Source organism: Caldimonas manganoxidans ATCC BAA-369 (assembly GCF_000381125.1).
Lineage (GTDB): Bacteria > Pseudomonadota > Gammaproteobacteria > Burkholderiales > Burkholderiaceae_C > Caldimonas > Caldimonas manganoxidans.
The window spans coordinates 53,990-69,258 of the sequence record NZ_KB905947.1 but is presented as its reverse complement, the minus strand read 5'-3'; the positions used below and the strand labels follow the sequence as shown (position 1 = coordinate 69,258).

Genomic DNA, 15,269 nt, shown 5'->3' with positions numbered 1-15,269 from the left:
AAGCTGGCCGCCACGCTCAAGGAGCGGTTCGACGCGGTGGTGCGCGGCATGGTCGATCACCGCAGCAACGCCTTCGTCGAGGCGATGAACGGGCTGCTGCAGCAGGCCAAGCGCGCCGCGCGCGGCTTCAGGACGAGCCAGAACTTCATCGCCATCGCCTACCTGCGCATGTCCAAGCTCAAGCACCTGCCGGCCAGTCCGTTCGCGCCGGCGATGCCCCAGTGACGGTGTTGCTTTCCACACGAAACGACATGGAGCCTCGAACTGGAAGAAGTCCAGGTGCCGCCAGGATCGGCGCAGCCGGTCGTGCACCGGTTGCGTGGCCGCACCGCATGCCGGGCAGGCGAGCCTGCTGGTGTGGCAGCCGATCTCGAAGTCGATACGCCGCTTAGCGGTGTCGAGCCTGACGTCATCGACGACCCACGGCGGCTGCAAGCCCAGCGCGCTGGTGAACAGAGCTTCTACGGCAATGCCCATGGACTCATCCTCCTGATCAAACACGCCTCGTGGACATGTGCACAGGCCGGCCAGCGGCCTGCACACATGCCCACCGGGCGCGACGACCAGGAGTCATTGTGACTGTTGGGTTCCACACGAAATGACGAAGAGCCGCAACCAGGGGCCAGCATGCTCAAGCAGCAGTTTCGCCAGCGGCGTGCCTGCGCCGAAAAGTACGGCAGCGGCCAGCGCGGCGGGGATGCCGGAGTCGTTCAATTTCATTTTCTCTTGTCATTTATGGACTTGCGTTCAACGGAACGACCGTGCGCACCATGCACGTGTCCGGCCGCGCTGGAGCCGCCCTCGGAGCCTTGGCGAGCAAGCTCATTCAAGATGCCGCAGTGGGCAGCATCCCGCGCTTCCTGACACAAATCCCGCAGCCCTTTAAGTTGCCGCTCCAGCGAGCGCAATTCCCGAATGCGGGCGGCAACATGGCCGATGTGTTCATCCAGCAATGCATTCACCTCGCCGCAGTTTTCGGTCGGCGCATCCTTGAAACGCAGCAGTACGCGGATTTCGTCCAGCGTCATGTCCAGCGACCGGCAGTGGCGGATGAATGACAGGCGTTGCGCGTGCGCCTCGCCATAAATGCGGTAGTTGCCGTCGGTGCGCGATGTTTCAGGCAAAAGGCCTTCGCGCTCGTAGTAGCGGATGGTTTCCACTTGCGTGCCGGTGGCCTTGGCCAGTTCACCGATTTTCATTTACTTCCCTTGACTTGATGTACTGAGGGCATCGATGACGTGCATTTTACTCTCTTGACTCTTTAGTTGCTACAGGGTTTCTAATGGACGGAACAATAGGAGCCCTCATGAACCAAAATACCAAGCTTGATGAAATTTCTGCTACGTCGGAGAGTCGCGGATGTGCCAAGCATTGCTCGCCTGCCGCTGTGCAGACCCACGCACCGGTAATCGACGACACGCCGGCGCGCGTCAAGCTACTTGTCGCCTCTGTCACGCAGCAATCGGCTGAATGTCTCCTCGGCTCACAGCCGTTGTGACCACAGAGTCGCGTTCAGGGTTGAGGGTAACGGCCCGGATGTGCGACCAGTCGCGTGTGCCGCGTGACCAGCGCGCGGGGTTGCGTTCGCGAGCCTGGAGGTAGACCTGGTGCCGAGCCGCAAGGATCGCGACGTCGTGGCCTTCATGGCGCTGTGCCGGGCTGACGTAGCGGATGCCGCTGTGCCTGTGATCGTGGTTGTACCAATGCACGAATTGGCGCGCCCACTCGCGCGCGGCGCACAGATCCGTAAAGCCCTTTTCTGGGAACTCCGGCCGGTACTTCGCCGTGCGGAACAGGCTTTCGACGAAGGCGTTGTCGTCGCTCACGCGGGGCCGTGAGTACGACGGTTTCACGCCCAGCCACCACAGCATGGCCAGCACGGTGGTGGCCTTCAGCGTGGCGCCGTTGTCGCCGTGCAGTACGGGTCGCTCGTCACGCGGCATGGCGTGAATGCCCTCGGCCAGCGCCGTGCGCTGCACGAGCCGCGCAGCGTGGTCGCAGTCGTCGTCCTCGTGCACCTCGAAGCCCACGATCTTGCGGCTGTACACGTCCATGATGAGGTACAGGAAGAACCAGCGTCCGGCGACATCCCTTGGCAGGAACGTCATGTCCCAGCACCACAGCTGTCGCGGCGCGGTGGCCACGTGAGTGGTCGGTGGCCGGCCCTTGCGTGGTGCCTTGGCGCGCCCGCGGTGACTCATTTGCCCCTGCGCACGCAGCACGCGGCGGAAGCTGGACTCGCTGGCGATGTAGACGCCCTCGTCAGCCAGCGTCGGCACGATGCGCGCCGGCGGCAGATCGGCGAAGCGCGGCTCGTTGGCCACGCTGACGATCTGCGCACGTTCGCGATCACTCAGCGCATGGGCTGGCGCCGGCCGCACGGCCTGCGGCCTGCCATCGCCCGATTCCAGGCCTTGGCCGGCCTTCCAGCGCTGCAAGGTACGCGCGCTGATCCCCATGAGTTCGCACGCTGGCTTCAGGCGCGCACCGGCATCGCAAGCCGCTTCGATGTCTCGGGCAATTTCCTGGCGATCTTCGAGGCCGATCATTCGTCCTCGCCCTTGTTCCTGTTGAAGATCGCCTCGGCTTTTTTTGACAGCACCAGCAGCGCCGCCGCCTCGGCCAGGGCCTTGTCCTTGCGGCGTACCTCTCGCTCGAGCTCTTTGATGCGGCGCCGATCCTCCTTGGTCTGCGAGGGGCTGGCACGTACTTGCTCGGGTGCAGCCAGTGCCCGCACCGCGTTGTCTCGCCATTGCTGCAGTTGCTGCGCGTACACGCCGTTCTCGCGGCACCAGGCGCTGCGCGAGGCATCGTCCATCGCCGCGGTCGTGATCACCGCCTCCAGGCGCGCGGCAGCTGTCTACACGCGCTCCTTCGCCGGCCTGGCCAACGACTCAGCGCGCCAGCGCTCCAGCGTGTCCACGCCCACTCCGATCTCGCGCGACACCACCTGCGGTGCGGCGCTCTCCGGCGGCAGCATGCGTGCCACCGCCCGGTCCTTGAATGCTTGTCCGTATCGGGCCAACTTCTTCTCTCATCCGCGCCCCCGTGTCGATGAAACGATGGTGTGCGGGGGGCGGCGCCTTCGGCGCCGCACAGGCTGTGCATTTGTGGACGATGCGCTTCGCGCACCGGCCAGCTTGCCGTGGACAACGCATCCGCGTTGCCCACCGCGCCGGCCTTCGCCCACAAGCTCCACAGCCTCCCACCACCATCAATGAACCAGTCTCACAGCTCTGGTCCTATCGGGGCGACAAGTATTCTGACGCGGGGGGATAGGATGCCCGCATCTCTTTGCCCCGAACGGCACGAAGGCCCGCGACGCGGAGTGAACCTTCTACTGGTGCAACCGTCGCGCTGCTGCGTGACCTCCCAGGCCCGAAGTTCGGCGCAATGGACCGAGACTGGGTGCGCGGGTGTGCCGAGCTAGCAGGCCGTTGAAAAATCCCCCGTCGACGCTGGCGTCGGCCAGTACGATCTGAAGCCATCGGCGAACAACCCAGACGAGGACGATGAGAGGCAACCAAGACTTCCCAGGCAAGCGATGTTCAGCTACATCAGCCTTGAAGAGCGCGTGCCGCAGACACACCCGCTGCGCAAACTGCGCGCCGCAGTCGTTGCGCTGCTGGCGACGATGAACCGCGAGTTCGACGCGGTGTACGCCCGCCGGGGCCGCCCCTCGGTGCCGCCGGAGATGCTACTCAAAGCCTTGCTGCTGCAGATCCTGTTCTCCATCCGCAGCGAGCGCCTGCTGGTCGAGGCGATCGACTACAACCTGCTGTACCGCTGGTTTGTGGGCCTGAACATCGAAGACAAGGTCTGGGACCACTCCACCTTCAGCGCCAACGGCGAGCGGCTCTTCAACGAAGAGCTCGCCCGCGTCTTCTTCGAGCGGGTCAAACACAGCGCCGACTGGGCGAAGTTGACCAGCGACGAACACTTCAGCGTGGACGGCACGCTGATTGACGCCTGGGCCTCGCACAAGAGCTTCAGGCGCCGTGACGACGACCAAACGCCGCCTGCGGGGCGCAACCCCGCGGTGGGCTTCAAAGGTCAGTCGCGCAGCAACGACACGCACGAGAGCACCACCGACCCTGATGCCCGGCTGTACAAGAAAGCCCCAGGGGACAAGTCCCGTCTGTGCCACATGGGGCACATCCTCATGGAAAACCGCAACGGCCTGATCGTGGATGTTGAGAATCACCCACGCCAGTGGCACCGCCGAGCGCGAGGCGGCGCTGGCCATGCTTGAGCGGCGCAACAGCAAGCACAAGCGCGCCACAGTGGCTGCAGACAAAGGCTACGACACCAAGGACTTCATCAAAGGCTGCAGACAGCTCAAGGTCACGCCGCATGTGGCGGCCAAGGACCGGCACTCAGCGGTCGATGGCCGCATCCAGCGGCACGAGGGCTACAAGACCAGCCTGCGTGTGCGCAAGCGCATCGAGGAGGCCTTTGGCTGGATGAAGACGTTGGGGGGGCTTGGCCAAAACCAAGCTCATCGGGCAAGCCAAGCTCGCGGCTCAGGCGCTGCTGTGCTTTGCCGCCTATAACCTGGTCCGCATGGGCTCCATCGGTGGCTGGTGGGACGCGCATCATGCGTGAGCCATGGGGTCAGTGTGCCCGAAATGGGCGATATGGCCTGAAAAAGGCCTCCCAAGCGGCAGCGAAAGCCGAGAAATACGCTTTGCACAGCCAATGCATCAACGCAAAGCGGTCCAAGACCGCTTCGATGAACACTTTTTCAACGGCCTGCTAATGCTCACACGCGGGCTGCATTGAATAGTCCAGAGGTCGCTCGGGCTACCCGAGCCGGTCCGCAGGCTGAAAGATTCGAGCCGGCACGCACGCCGGGTGGCCACGGTGGGCAGCCACCCACCACCGGGCATCACTCGCCGACCGAGAGCGTGCAGGCGACGGCGAGGTCGCCGTCGATGCAGACCTGCTCCTGGAGACGTCCATGTAAGCGTTTCCCTAGGGCGGCCCCTGCCCCCAGGACGGCGCGCCGGCTTTACATTTTGGATCTGCTGGCTGTCGTCGCATCGCACCTTGAGCTCCACCCCCGCTTGCCCCACCCCTCCGATGCCGGCCGAAGCCTTGCTGGCGGCCATTGGACAGGTGCAGCGGCAGTTCATTGAAGAAGCCAATCTGCCCAGGGCCTTCGATGGCTTGTTGAGTGTGTTGCTGCGCGTCACCGGCAGCGAATATGGCTTCATCGGCGAGGTCTGGCAGGAGCCGGGCCGCACCGCGCCGGCTTTGCGCATGTTGGCCATCTCCGACATCGCCTGGGACGAAGCCTCGCGCCAGATGATGGCCCTGCATCGCCAGGGCCGCTTGGTGTTTCGCTCGCTCGACTCCTTGTTTGGGCGCGTGATCCAAAGCGGCCAGCCGGTGCTGTCCAACGACCCGCGGCACGATCCGCGCTCGGGTGGGCTGCCGCCGGGGCACCGCGTGATGGACAACTTCCTGGGGCTGCCCTTCTTCCGCGGCGATGAGCTGCTGGGCATGGTCGGCGTGGCCAACCGGCCTGGCGGCTACGATCCGAGCCTGATCCAGGCCCTGCAGCCGCTGCTGACCACCTGCGCGGCACTGACGACGGCCGCCCGCGCCGAAGCCGGCCGCCGGCAGGCCGAAGCGGCCTTGCGCCTGAGCGAGGCACGCTGGCAATTCGCCTTGGAAAGCGCTGGCGACGGCGTGTGGGACTGGGACCTCGATGCCGATCGGCTGGCCTATTCCCCGCTGGGCTTGGCCGCCTTGGGGTATGCCGAAGGCCAGGTTGGGCCCCGCATGCGCGACTGGGTGGCATTGGTGCATCCCGACGACCGCGCCGCCTGCCACCAGGCCATCGTGGCACACCTGCAAGGACGGACCCCCATGATGCGCAGCCAGCACCGCTTGCGCGCGGCCGATGGTCGCTACCGCTGGGTGCTCATGCGCGGCAAAGTGATCGACCGCCATCCCGACGGCCGCGCCCGCCGGGCCGTGGGGGTGGTCACCGACATGAGCGCAACGCTGGCACAACAAGCCGCCGCCGAAGAAGCCATGGCCACGCTGCGCAAGCTGGCGCGCCAAGCCCCGGGGGTGCTCTACCAGTTCCGCTTCCATCCCGATGCTCGCATGAGCTTTCCTTACGCCAGCGAGAACTTCGAATCCTTGTTCGGCATGCCGCTGGCCGAGGTCCAAGACGATGTCATGCGGCTCATCGCGCGCGTGCACGATGCCGACCGAGCCGGCCTGCTGGCCTCGATCTTCGAAGCCAGCCGCAACGTCACCCCGTGGATGCACGAGTTCCGCTTCGTGCGCCCCGATGGCGCGGTGCGTTGGATCATGGGGCATTCCAGCCCCGAGCGGGAAGACGACGGCTGCGTGCTCTTTCACGGCTTTCTGACCGACATCACCGAGCGCAAGCACCTGCAGGACGAGCTGGCGCGCATGGATGAAATGCGCCGCGCCCGCGCCGCCGCCGAAGCGGCCAACCGGGCCAAGACGGTCTTTTTGTCGCACATGAGCCATGAGCTGCGCACCCCACTCAATGCGGTGCTGGGCTTTGCACAGCTGCTGCGTGACGACCCCAGCCTGAGCCTGCCGCCGTCGCGGCGCCAATGGGTGGACCACATCCATGCGGCCGGCCAGCACCTGCTGGGCATGATCACCGACTTGCTCGACCTCACCCGCATCGAGGCCGGCGCGCTGCTGGTGCGCCAGGACACCATCCCACTGGACGAAGTGCTCGAAGAATGCCTGAGCATGCTGCGCCCCCAGGCCGACGCCGCTCAGATCGGCCTGCATGCGCCGGTCCCCAGCGGCCTGAGCGTCCAAGGCGACCGCCAACGCTTGCGCCAGATCTTGCTCAACCTGGTGGGCAATGCCATCAAGTACAGCCCGTCCGGCAGCGAGGTCTGGGTGCACACCGGCCACCAAGGGGAGCGAGTGGCCGTCTCGGTGCGCGACAGCGGCCCGGGCATCCCGCCCGAGCGGCGTGACGAACTCTTCACGCCCTTCAATCGCCTGGGCCGCGAACACGGCCGCATCGACGGCGCCGGCGTGGGCCTGGCCCTGTCCCAAGGGCTGGCCCGGCTGATGGGCGGGCAGATCCACGTGGACAGCCAGCCCGGCCAAGGCAGCACCTTCACCTTGGAGCTGCGGGCCGCGCCCTATGCTCGAAATTGATTCGATCAATTGGAATTTGAACTCCGAAAGCGCCAGACTATTCATAAGACGCATTCGCAACGGAGTTCCTCATGGTCAAGACCGTCTGTTTCGGACTGATGCATTTGTCCATCGCCTTTGGCATTGGCTATGCACTCACCGGCGACGTGGCCATCGCCGGCGCGATCAGCTTGCTGGAGCCCTTGGCCAATACCGTGGCCTTTTATTTCTTCGACCGCTACTGGGGACATCCTCTGTGGCGCCGCCTGGCCAATAAAGTCAGGGCTTACTTTGGCTTGGACCCCTTGGAGCCGCCGACCCAGCCGTCTTCATCGGCCAATGCCCCTGCCCGTCACTGGCTCGGATGCGTGCACTGCCACCTGCAGGCCCAGCGGCCACGGCGCCCCGACGGCCCGATGCTGGCGGTTCGCCCCCGGCTGCGCGGCACCGCCTGAGCCGCCGCCCTCGGCCGCCTTGTCGGCGCCCGACTGACGGACCGCGTCGGCAAAGTCTGCTATCGTGAGGCCGATATGCATTGGCCTCAATGTAATGGGCGGCCGCTCGCCCTGTTTCTGGATTTCGACGGCACCTTGGCCGAACTGGCCTCGCGCCCGCAGGATGTGCATGTCGAGCCGGCGCTCATCGAGCTGCTGGACCGCTTGCGCAGACAGCTCGAGGGGGCCTTGGCCATCGTCACCGGCCGGCCCGTGCAGGACATCGATGCCTTCTTGCACCCCTTGCTGCTGCCGGTGGCCGGCCTGCATGGCGCCGAAGGCCGGGGAGCCGACGGCCGCGGCTGGCGGCTGGCAGCGCCCGACTTGAGCGCGGTCGAGGCGGTCGCACGCGCCTTGCAAGCCGAGCACCCCGGCCTGCAGCTCGAACACAAGGCCGCGGCACTGGCCGTGCACTACCGCCATGCGCCCGAGGCGGCCGAGGCCTGCCGGCAGCGCCTGGCCGAGGCGATCGCCTCCGACACGGGGCTGGAGTTGCTGCACGGCAAGTGCGTGATCGAGGTCAAGCCCGCTGGGGTGCACAAGGGGCTGGCGATCGAGCGCTTCTTGTCCGACAAGCCTTTTGCTGGGCGCGAGCCGGCCTTTGCGGGTGACGATGTCACCGACGAGGCGGGCTTTGCCACCGTGCTGCGCCTGGGGGGCCAGGCCTGCAAGGTCGGCGCGGGCCCGAGCTGCGCGCCCCAGCGCCTGGCCAGCCCGGCCGAGCTCCATCGTGCCCTGGCAGCGTGGTCGCAGCAGCTGTCCTCCTGCGTTGAAAGGAGCGCCGCATGACAGGCTTTGCCCCACCAGCCCCGCCGTCGCTGCGCCTGGGCATCATCGGCAACTGCACCTACAGCGCGCTGATCGACGAACGCGCCCGCGTGGTGTGGTGCTGCCTGCCGCGCTTCGATGGCGATCCGGTGTTCAACGCCTTGCTCGACCCCTCCGAGCGCGGCAGCGACTGGGCCTTCGAGATCGAGGACTTTGCCTCGGCCGAACAAGCCTATGTGCCCAACACGGCGATTTTGCGCACCGTGCTCACCGACACGCGGGGCCAGCGCCTGGAAATCATCGACTTTGCGCCGCGCTTCCATTCGCGCTCCCGCTTTTTCCGGCCGATGACCATGGTGCGCCGCGTGCGCCCCTTGAGCGGCGCGCCGCGCCTGCGCGTCCGCCTGAACCCGCGCTTCGATTGGGGCCGACGCGCGCCCACGCTCACCCAGGGCAGCAATCATCTGCGCTTCGTAGGCGATGCGTTGACGCTGCGGCTGAACACCGACGCGCCCCTGTCTTACGTGCTGTCGCAGCAGCCCTTCGTCGTCAGCCGTGAATACAACTTCCTGCTCGGCCCAGACGAGACCCTGGCCGAAGGCATCGGCGACACCGCGCGCCATTTCGAGCAAGAGACGGCCGCCTACTGGCGCCATTGGAGCCAACGGCTGCACATCCCGCTGCAATGGCAGGATGCCGTCATTCGCGCAGCCATCACGCTGAAGCTGTCGCTGTTCGAAGACACCGGCGCCATCGTCGCGGCGATGACCACCAGCATTCCCGAGGCTGCGCACAGCGGCCGCAACTGGGACTACCGCTATTGCTGGCTGCGCGACGCCTTTTTCGTGGTGCGCGCACTCAACAGCCTGTCAGAGATGGGCACGCTGGAAGACTACCTGCGCTGGCTGTCCAACGTCGTGGCGCAGGCGCGCGGCGGGCACATCCAGCCCTTGTTCGGCGTGGGCCTGGAACGCGAGCTGCCCGAGTTCGTGATGGAACATCTGCCGGGCTATCGCGGCATGGGTCCGGTGCGCGTGGGCAACCAAGCGGCCGAGCATGTCCAGCACGATGTCTATGGCAACGTGGTGCTGGCGGCCGCACAAGCCTTTCATGACGAGCGCCTGCTGCATCGCCCCGGCCTGGCCGAATTCGATCATCTGCAAGCCGTGGGCGAGCAAGCCGTGCGCGTGTTCGACCAGCCCGATGCCGGCATGTGGGAGCTGCGCACCCGTGCACGCGTCCACACCTCCTCGGCGCTGATGTGCTGGGCGGCCTGCGACCGCTTGGCCAAGATCGCGCGGCGACTGCAGCTCGGCGACCGCGCCGCCCACTGGGCCCAACAGGCCCAGCGCTTGCGCGAGCGCATCCTGGCAGAAAGCTGGAGCGACCAGCGCCAAGCCTTCGTCGAGAGCTTCGGCGGACGCGATCTGGACGCCAGCGTGCTGCTGATGGCCGAGGTCAACTTCATCGACCCCAGGGACCCGCGCTTCATCGCCACCGTCGATGCCCTGGAGCGCCATCTGTGCGATGGCCCCTACATGCGCCGCTACGAGGCCGCCGACGACTTCGGCAAGCCCGAAACCGCCTTCAACATTTGCAGCTTCTGGCGCATCGATGCGCTGGCGCGCATCGGCCGCACCGCGCAGGCACGCGAGATCTTCGAAGCGATGCTGGCCACGCGCAACCCCTTGGGGCTGCTGTCGGAAGACACCGATGCGCGCACCGGCGAGTTGTGGGGCAATTTCCCGCAGACGTATTCGATGGTGGGCATCATCAACGGCGCGGTGCGGCTGTCGGCGCCCTGGGAGAGCGTGGTATGAGCCGGCTGGTCGTGGTGTCCAACCGCGTGGCCGACCCGCGCAAACCCGCCGCCGGGGGCTTGGCGGTGGCTTTGGGCGAAGCGCTCAACGACACCGGCGGGCTGTGGTTCGGCTGGAGCGGCAAGGTCGTCGAGCCGGGCGAATCCGAGCTGGGCGCCGTGCGCGTGGCGCGCAGCGGCAACGTCACCTTGGCCACGATCGACCTGTCTGCCGACGATCACGACAGCTATTACCTCGGCTATAGCAACGGTGTGCTGTGGCCGGTCTTCCACTACCGGCTCGATCTGGCCGACTTCGAGGCCGGCCATATCGCTGGCTACCGCCGCGTCAACCGGCTGTTTGCTCAAAAGCTGATGACCTTGCTGCGCCCCGACGATCTGATCTGGGTGCACGACTACCATCTCATCCCGCTGGCGGCCGAGCTGCGCGCGATGGGCTGCAGCCAACGGATCGGCTTTTTTCTGCACATCCCGCTGCCGCCGCCGCAAATTCTGGCGGCCATCCCGCAGCATGAGTGGCTGATTCGCGCACTGTTTGCCTATGATGTGGTGGGCTTTCAGTCCAACATCGATCTGCAACACTTCGCACGCTACGTGCGCAACGAAGCCGACGCCCAGGCGCTGGGCGCCGATCGTTACCGCGCCTTCGGCCGCACGACGATCGCGCAGGCCTTTCCGATCGGCATCGACGTGGACGAGTTCGCCCAACTGGCCCAGTGCCGCGAAGCGGTCGAGACCTACCAGACCATGCGTGAGCAGTATTCGCGCCGCCGCCTGCTCATCGGCGTGGACCGGCTCGACTACTCCAAAGGCATTCCTCATCGGGTGCGCGCGTTTCGCGAACTTCTCCAGCATTACCCCGAAAATCGGCACAGTGCCACGCTGATCCAGATCGCCTCGCCCACGCGCGAAAGCGTCGATGCCTACGCCGACATCCGCCGCGAACTCGAAGCCCTGTGCGGAGCGATCAATGGCGACTTCGGCGACCTCGATTGGATGCCGGTGCGCTACATCCACCGCACCGTGGCGCGCAAGCGCATACCCGGCCTGTGCCGGGCGGCCGACGTCGGCCTGGTCACGCCGCTGCGCGACGGCATGAACCTGGTGGCCAAGGAATACATCGCCGCGCAAAACCCCGACGACCCCGGCGTGCTCGTGCTCTCACGCTTTGCCGGCGCGGCCGAGCAATTGAAGGAAGCGCTGCTGGTCAACCCCTATGACGTGCATGGCACGGCCGAAGCCATTCAACAGGCCCTGCGCATGCCCTTGGAAGAGCGCCAGCGCCGCCATCGGGCGCTGCTGGCGCGCATCCGCGAGCACGACGTGCACTGGTGGCGGCGACGTTTTCTCGACACCCTCGCGCAAGCCGGGGACTGAGCTTCGACGCTTCGACAAAGGAGTCCTCCCGCATGAAAGACGATTGGATCAGCGACGCCCTCGCCCTCTGGCATGGCCTTGGCGGTTTTGCCATGACCGCCGTGCGTGTCACCCTGATCGCCCTCGTCGCTTGGATCGTCGTCAAAGTGCTTCACCGCACCATCCGGCTGTTTCGGCAGCGGCTGACCGCGCGCACCGACGATCGCGAAGCGGTCAAACGCGCCGAAACCCTGGGGCGCGTCTTCCGCTACATCGTCAGCGTGGTGGTCACCCTGGTGGCCGGCATGGTCATCCTGTCCGAGCTGGGCATTTCCGTGGCCCCCATCCTCGGTGCTGCCGGCGTGGTCGGTCTGGCCGTCGGCTTTGGCGCACAAACGCTGGTCAAGGACTATTTCTCCGGCTTTTTCATTCTCTTGGAGAACCAGATCCGCCAAGGGGACGTGGTCCAACTCGGCAACCACTCCGGCGTGGTCGAACAGGTGACGCTGCGCTTCGTGCAACTGCGCGACTATGCGGGCAATGTGCATTTCATCCCCAATGGCAGCATCTCGGTCGTCACCAACATGACCTTCGGCTACGCCAATGCCGTGATGGACATCGGCGTGGCCTATCGGGAAGACGTCGATCAAGTGATGGCCCTGATGCACGAAGTGGCCCAACAGATGCGGCGCGACGACACGTATGGCCCGCGCATCCTGGGTGACTTGGAAATGGCCGGGGTGGATCAATGGGCCGATTCGGCCGTGGTGATCCGCTGCCGCCTGCGCTGCGTGCCGATCGAGCAGTGGTCGGTGCGCCGGGAGTATCTGCGTCGGCTGAAGAAGGCCTTCGATGAGGCCGGCATTGAAATCCCCTACCCGCACCTGACGATCTACGCCGGGCAGGCCAAGGACGGCAGCGCCCCGGCCTTCCCGGTGCAAGCGCGCGTGCTCGGCACGGCCCAGCGCTGAAGCGAGCCGCCGCCCCGCGGGCGGCTCATGGTCGGGCGCGCGGCGGTTTCACCATCGGGTGTCGGCCGGGAACGAATAGGCGTCTTCTTGCAGCAGCAACGGGGCCCGCGCCGCGGCCGCAAACGCGGCTTCGTTCAGCGCCAGGCCCAGGCGGCGTACTTGCTGGTCCAGGGCGCTCAGCCGCGCGTCCAACGCCAGCAGCCAGGCCGACGGCCGCGCCGGGAACAAGGACGACAATGCCAGCCAACGCTGGCTCCAGGGCAAACGCGGCGCCTGCGCGTCGTACAACAGACGCCAAGCCCGCGCCAACTCGGCCGCCTCCACCGGCCATTGCGCCAGGGTGTGCCGGTTCAGCGACGGTGGCGCACTCGACGGTGGCGATGTCATGATTCTTCGGGCCTGCGGGCCCGCAGCACCGTAAAGCGCTACATTTTCGGCGTCCCCGCTCCACGGTCACCCGGGTTTTCCCGGGAATCCCCCTTCAGGGGGAATGGCCGCCTGCGGCCTGCGGCCTCCCCGGGAGGCCCTCCAGGGATTCGACCCTGCGGGGGGCATGGATGTATCGCGCCGCCTACAATGAAGGGTTTGCCTGCGCGATCGGCATTGCGCTCTGTGATGCAGGCCCGACGCAGGCCATTCCGCGGAGACCTCCCATGCTCTACCCCCAGGAATTCGACGTCATCGTCGTCGGTGGCGGCCACGCCGGCACCGAAGCGGCATTGGCGGCCGCCCGCATGGGCTGCGCCACGCTGCTGCTCACCCACAACATCGAGACGCTGGGCCAGATGAGCTGCAACCCGTCCATCGGAGGCATTGGCAAAGGCCATCTGGTCAAGGAAATCGACGCCCTGGGCGGCGCGATGGCCGCAGCCACCGATGAGGCGGGCATCCAGTTCCGCATCCTCAACAGCTCCAAGGGGCCGGCCGTGCGCGCCACGCGCGCCCAGGCCGACCGTGTGCTGTACAAAGCCGCCATTCGCCGCCGTTTGGAGAACCAGCCCCGTTTGTGGCTCTTCCAACAAGCGGTCGATGACCTCATGCTCGAAGGCGACCGCGTGGTCGGCGCGGTCACGCAAGTGGGCATTCGCTTTCGCGGGCGCACGGTCGTGCTGACGGCCGGCACCTTCCTGGACGGCCGCATTCACGTGGGTTTGCAACACTATGCCGCCGGTCGTGCGGGGGACCCGCCCGCGGTGTCGCTGTCGGCCCGCCTCAAGGAGTTGAAGCTGCCGCAGGGACGCCTGAAGACCGGCACCCCGCCGCGCATCGACGGCCGCAGCATCGATTTTTCCAAGCTCACCGAGCAGCCCGGGGACCTCGACCCCGTGCCGGTGTTCAGCTTCATGGGCGACGCGTCGCAGCATCCGCGCCAGGTGTCTTGCTGGATCACCCACACCAACGAGCGCACCCACGAGATCATCCGTTCGGGCTTCGACCGCAGTCCGATGTTCACCGGCCGCATCGAAGGCGTGGGGCCACGCTATTGCCCCAGCATCGAGGACAAGATCAACCGCTTCGCCGACAAAAGCTCGCACCAGATCTTCCTGGAACCCGAAGGGCTCACGACCAACGAGTTTTACCCCAACGGCATTTCCACCTCGCTGCCGTTCGACATCCAGCTCGCCGCGGTGCGCTCGATGCCGGGCCTGGAGCAGGCCCACATCCTGCGGCCGGGCTATGCCATCGAGTACGACTACTTCGACCCGCGGGAGTTGAAGCCCAACTTCGAAACCCGGGCCATCCGCGGGCTGTTCTTCGCCGGCCAAATCAACGGCACCACCGGCTACGAAGAAGCCGCCGCTCAGGGCCTGTTCGCTGGGGTCAACGCCGCATTGCAGGCCCAAGACCGCGAGCCCTGGGTGCCCCGGCGAGACCAGGCCTACCTCGGCGTGCTGGTAGACGACCTCATCACCAAAGGCGTCTCCGAACCCTACCGCATGTTCACCAGCCGGGCCGAGTTTCGCCTGCAGCTGCGCGAGGACAATGCTGACCTGCGCCTGACCGAGATCGGCCGCCAGTTGGGCTTGGTGGACGATGCCCGCTGGGACGCCTTCAACCGCAAGCGCGACGCGGTTTCACGTGAAACAGAGCGCTTGAAGTCCACCTGGGTGCATCCTCACATCCTGCCCGCGGCCGAGGCCGAGCGGCTCATCGGCAAGGCCCTGGAGCATGAGTACAGCCTTGCCGATCTGCTGCGCCGCCCCGGCGTGAACTTCGACACCGTGGCCGCGGTGGCCGCCCTCGCCAAGCCCGAGGCCGGTGTTTCACGTGAAACGCTGCGCGCCGAACTGGGCGCCACGCTGGCCGATGCCGTGATCGAGCAGGTCGAGATCAGCATCAAGTACGCCGGCTACATCGACAAGCAGAACGAAGAAGTGCAGCGCGCCCTGGCCTACGAGCACCTCAAGCTGCCCGCCGATCTGGACTATTCCCAAGTCACGGCCTTGAGCCACGAGGTGCGCCAAAAGCTGAACAAATACCGCCCGGAAACCCTGGGCCAGGCCTCGCGCATCTCCGGCGTGACGCCAGCGGCCATCTCCCTGCTGCTCATCCACTTGAAGAAGGGGCGATTCAAGGGATTCGGCGGCGACACCCCCGCGCCAGAGCGCGCGGCCTGAGCCGCCCGACGAGCGCGCCCCCGCCCGGCCCTGCCGGCCGCCCTGCGGCCGGCGCCCCGCCCCCCAGGCGCCCCAGCCCACGCGGGCGGCACCC

The 15,269-nt window shown here is 66.3% G+C and carries 12 protein-coding genes and 3 pseudogenes; 10 read left to right on the top strand and 5 right to left on the bottom strand.

Annotation, left to right across the window (positions count from 1 at the left end):
* Window positions 1-225, top strand: a 225-nt coding sequence (locus tag F615_RS0111285; protein WP_019561296.1) for an ISL3 family transposase, incomplete at its 5' end; no start/stop codon positions are given.
* Between the two features lie 30 nt (window positions 226-255).
* Here F615_RS0111285 and F615_RS19685 read toward each other — a convergent pair.
* Window positions 256-435: pseudogene (locus tag F615_RS19685) on the bottom strand (transposase family protein); the annotation flags it as partial.
* On the opposite strand from F615_RS19685, the gene F615_RS20465 reads away from it, so the two are divergent.
* Window positions 358-579, top strand: coding sequence for a hypothetical protein (locus tag F615_RS20465; RefSeq protein WP_019561295.1), 222 nt, complete (start codon window positions 358-360; stop codon window positions 577-579). The pseudogene F615_RS19685 and the gene F615_RS20465 sit on opposite strands and share 78 nt — an antisense overlap.
* On the opposite strand, the gene F615_RS19930 is transcribed toward F615_RS20465, so the two are convergent.
* The 3 genes and pseudogenes from F615_RS19930 to F615_RS0111270 all read right to left on the bottom strand — a co-directional run bounded on the left by F615_RS19930 (window position 571) and on the right by F615_RS0111270 (window position 3,025).
* Entirely contained in the window at window positions 571-720 is a 150-nt protein-coding gene (locus F615_RS19930) for a hypothetical protein (protein WP_156824618.1), read from the bottom strand. The two genes, F615_RS20465 and F615_RS19930, sit on opposite strands and share 9 nt — an antisense overlap.
* A complete protein-coding gene (gene cadR / locus F615_RS0111275; protein ID WP_019561294.1) occupies window positions 717-1,199 on the bottom strand; it encodes a Cd(II)/Pb(II)-responsive transcriptional regulator in 483 nt (160 codons plus the stop codon). Before cadR ends, F615_RS19930 begins: the two co-directional genes overlap by 4 nt.
* Window positions 1,200-1,451: 252 nt before the next feature.
* A pseudogene (locus F615_RS0111270) lies at window positions 1,452-3,025 on the bottom strand (IS3 family transposase).
* 487 nt (window positions 3,026-3,512) lie between these two features.
* On the opposite strand from F615_RS0111270, the pseudogene F615_RS19195 reads away from it, so the two are divergent.
* From F615_RS19195 to F615_RS0111220, 7 genes and pseudogenes are all read left to right on the top strand, one after another.
* A pseudogene (locus F615_RS19195) lies at window positions 3,513-4,605 on the top strand (IS5 family transposase).
* 444 nt (window positions 4,606-5,049) lie between these two features.
* Window positions 5,050-7,170 (top strand): sensor histidine kinase, encoded by a 2,121-nt coding sequence (locus tag F615_RS18355; protein ID WP_156824617.1) that lies wholly within the window; start codon window positions 5,050-5,052, stop codon window positions 7,168-7,170.
* A 71-nt stretch (window positions 7,171-7,241) separates the two neighbouring features.
* On the top strand, window positions 7,242-7,604 hold the full coding sequence (locus F615_RS20695; protein ID WP_019561288.1) for a DUF2061 domain-containing protein: 363 nt from the start codon (window positions 7,242-7,244) through the stop codon (window positions 7,602-7,604).
* A 75-nt stretch (window positions 7,605-7,679) separates the two neighbouring features.
* Window positions 7,680-8,432 (top strand): trehalose-phosphatase, encoded by a 753-nt coding sequence (gene otsB, locus F615_RS0111235; protein ID WP_019561287.1) that lies wholly within the window; start codon window positions 7,680-7,682, stop codon window positions 8,430-8,432.
* Window positions 8,429-10,231, top strand: a complete 1,803-nt coding sequence (locus F615_RS0111230; protein ID WP_019561286.1) for a glycoside hydrolase family 15 protein — start codon at window positions 8,429-8,431, stop codon at window positions 10,229-10,231. The genes otsB and F615_RS0111230 overlap by 4 nt, the downstream gene beginning before the upstream one ends.
* Entirely contained in the window at window positions 10,228-11,607 is a 1,380-nt protein-coding gene (gene otsA / locus F615_RS0111225; protein WP_019561285.1) for an alpha,alpha-trehalose-phosphate synthase (UDP-forming), read from the top strand. The genes F615_RS0111230 and otsA overlap by 4 nt, the downstream gene beginning before the upstream one ends.
* 32 nt (window positions 11,608-11,639) lie before the next feature.
* A complete protein-coding gene (locus F615_RS0111220; protein WP_019561284.1) occupies window positions 11,640-12,557 on the top strand; it encodes a mechanosensitive ion channel family protein in 918 nt (305 codons plus the stop codon).
* A gap of 48 nt (window positions 12,558-12,605) precedes the next feature.
* On the opposite strand, the gene F615_RS0111215 is transcribed toward F615_RS0111220, so the two are convergent.
* Window positions 12,606-12,944 (bottom strand): hypothetical protein, encoded by a 339-nt coding sequence (locus F615_RS0111215; protein WP_033371341.1) that lies wholly within the window; start codon window positions 12,942-12,944, stop codon window positions 12,606-12,608.
* Between the two features lie 266 nt (window positions 12,945-13,210).
* On the opposite strand from F615_RS0111215, the gene mnmG reads away from it, so the two are divergent.
* The gene (mnmG, locus tag F615_RS0111210; protein ID WP_019561282.1) at window positions 13,211-15,175 is read left to right on the top strand and encodes a tRNA uridine-5-carboxymethylaminomethyl(34) synthesis enzyme MnmG; all 1,965 of its coding nucleotides are present in this window, start codon (window positions 13,211-13,213) and stop codon (window positions 15,173-15,175) included.
* Window positions 15,176-15,269: the final 94 nt, after the last annotated feature.

Coding starts and splice junctions, on each gene's coding strand:
- F615_RS19930 (WP_156824618.1), bottom strand. CDS start 720: ATGAAATTGAACGACTCCGGCATCCCCGCCGCGCTGGCCGCTGCCGTA.
- cadR (WP_019561294.1), bottom strand. CDS start 1,199: ATGAAAATCGGTGAACTGGCCAAGGCCACCGGCACGCAAGTGGAAACC.
- F615_RS20695 (WP_019561288.1), top strand. CDS start 7,242: ATGGTCAAGACCGTCTGTTTCGGACTGATGCATTTGTCCATCGCCTTT.
- otsB (WP_019561287.1), top strand. CDS start 7,680: ATGCATTGGCCTCAATGTAATGGGCGGCCGCTCGCCCTGTTTCTGGAT.
- F615_RS0111230 (WP_019561286.1), top strand. CDS start 8,429: ATGACAGGCTTTGCCCCACCAGCCCCGCCGTCGCTGCGCCTGGGCATC.
- otsA (WP_019561285.1), top strand. CDS start 10,228: ATGAGCCGGCTGGTCGTGGTGTCCAACCGCGTGGCCGACCCGCGCAAA.
- F615_RS0111220 (WP_019561284.1), top strand. CDS start 11,640: ATGAAAGACGATTGGATCAGCGACGCCCTCGCCCTCTGGCATGGCCTT.
- F615_RS0111215 (WP_033371341.1), bottom strand. CDS start 12,944: ATGACATCGCCACCGTCGAGTGCGCCACCGTCGCTGAACCGGCACACC.
- mnmG (WP_019561282.1), top strand. CDS start 13,211: ATGCTCTACCCCCAGGAATTCGACGTCATCGTCGTCGGTGGCGGCCAC.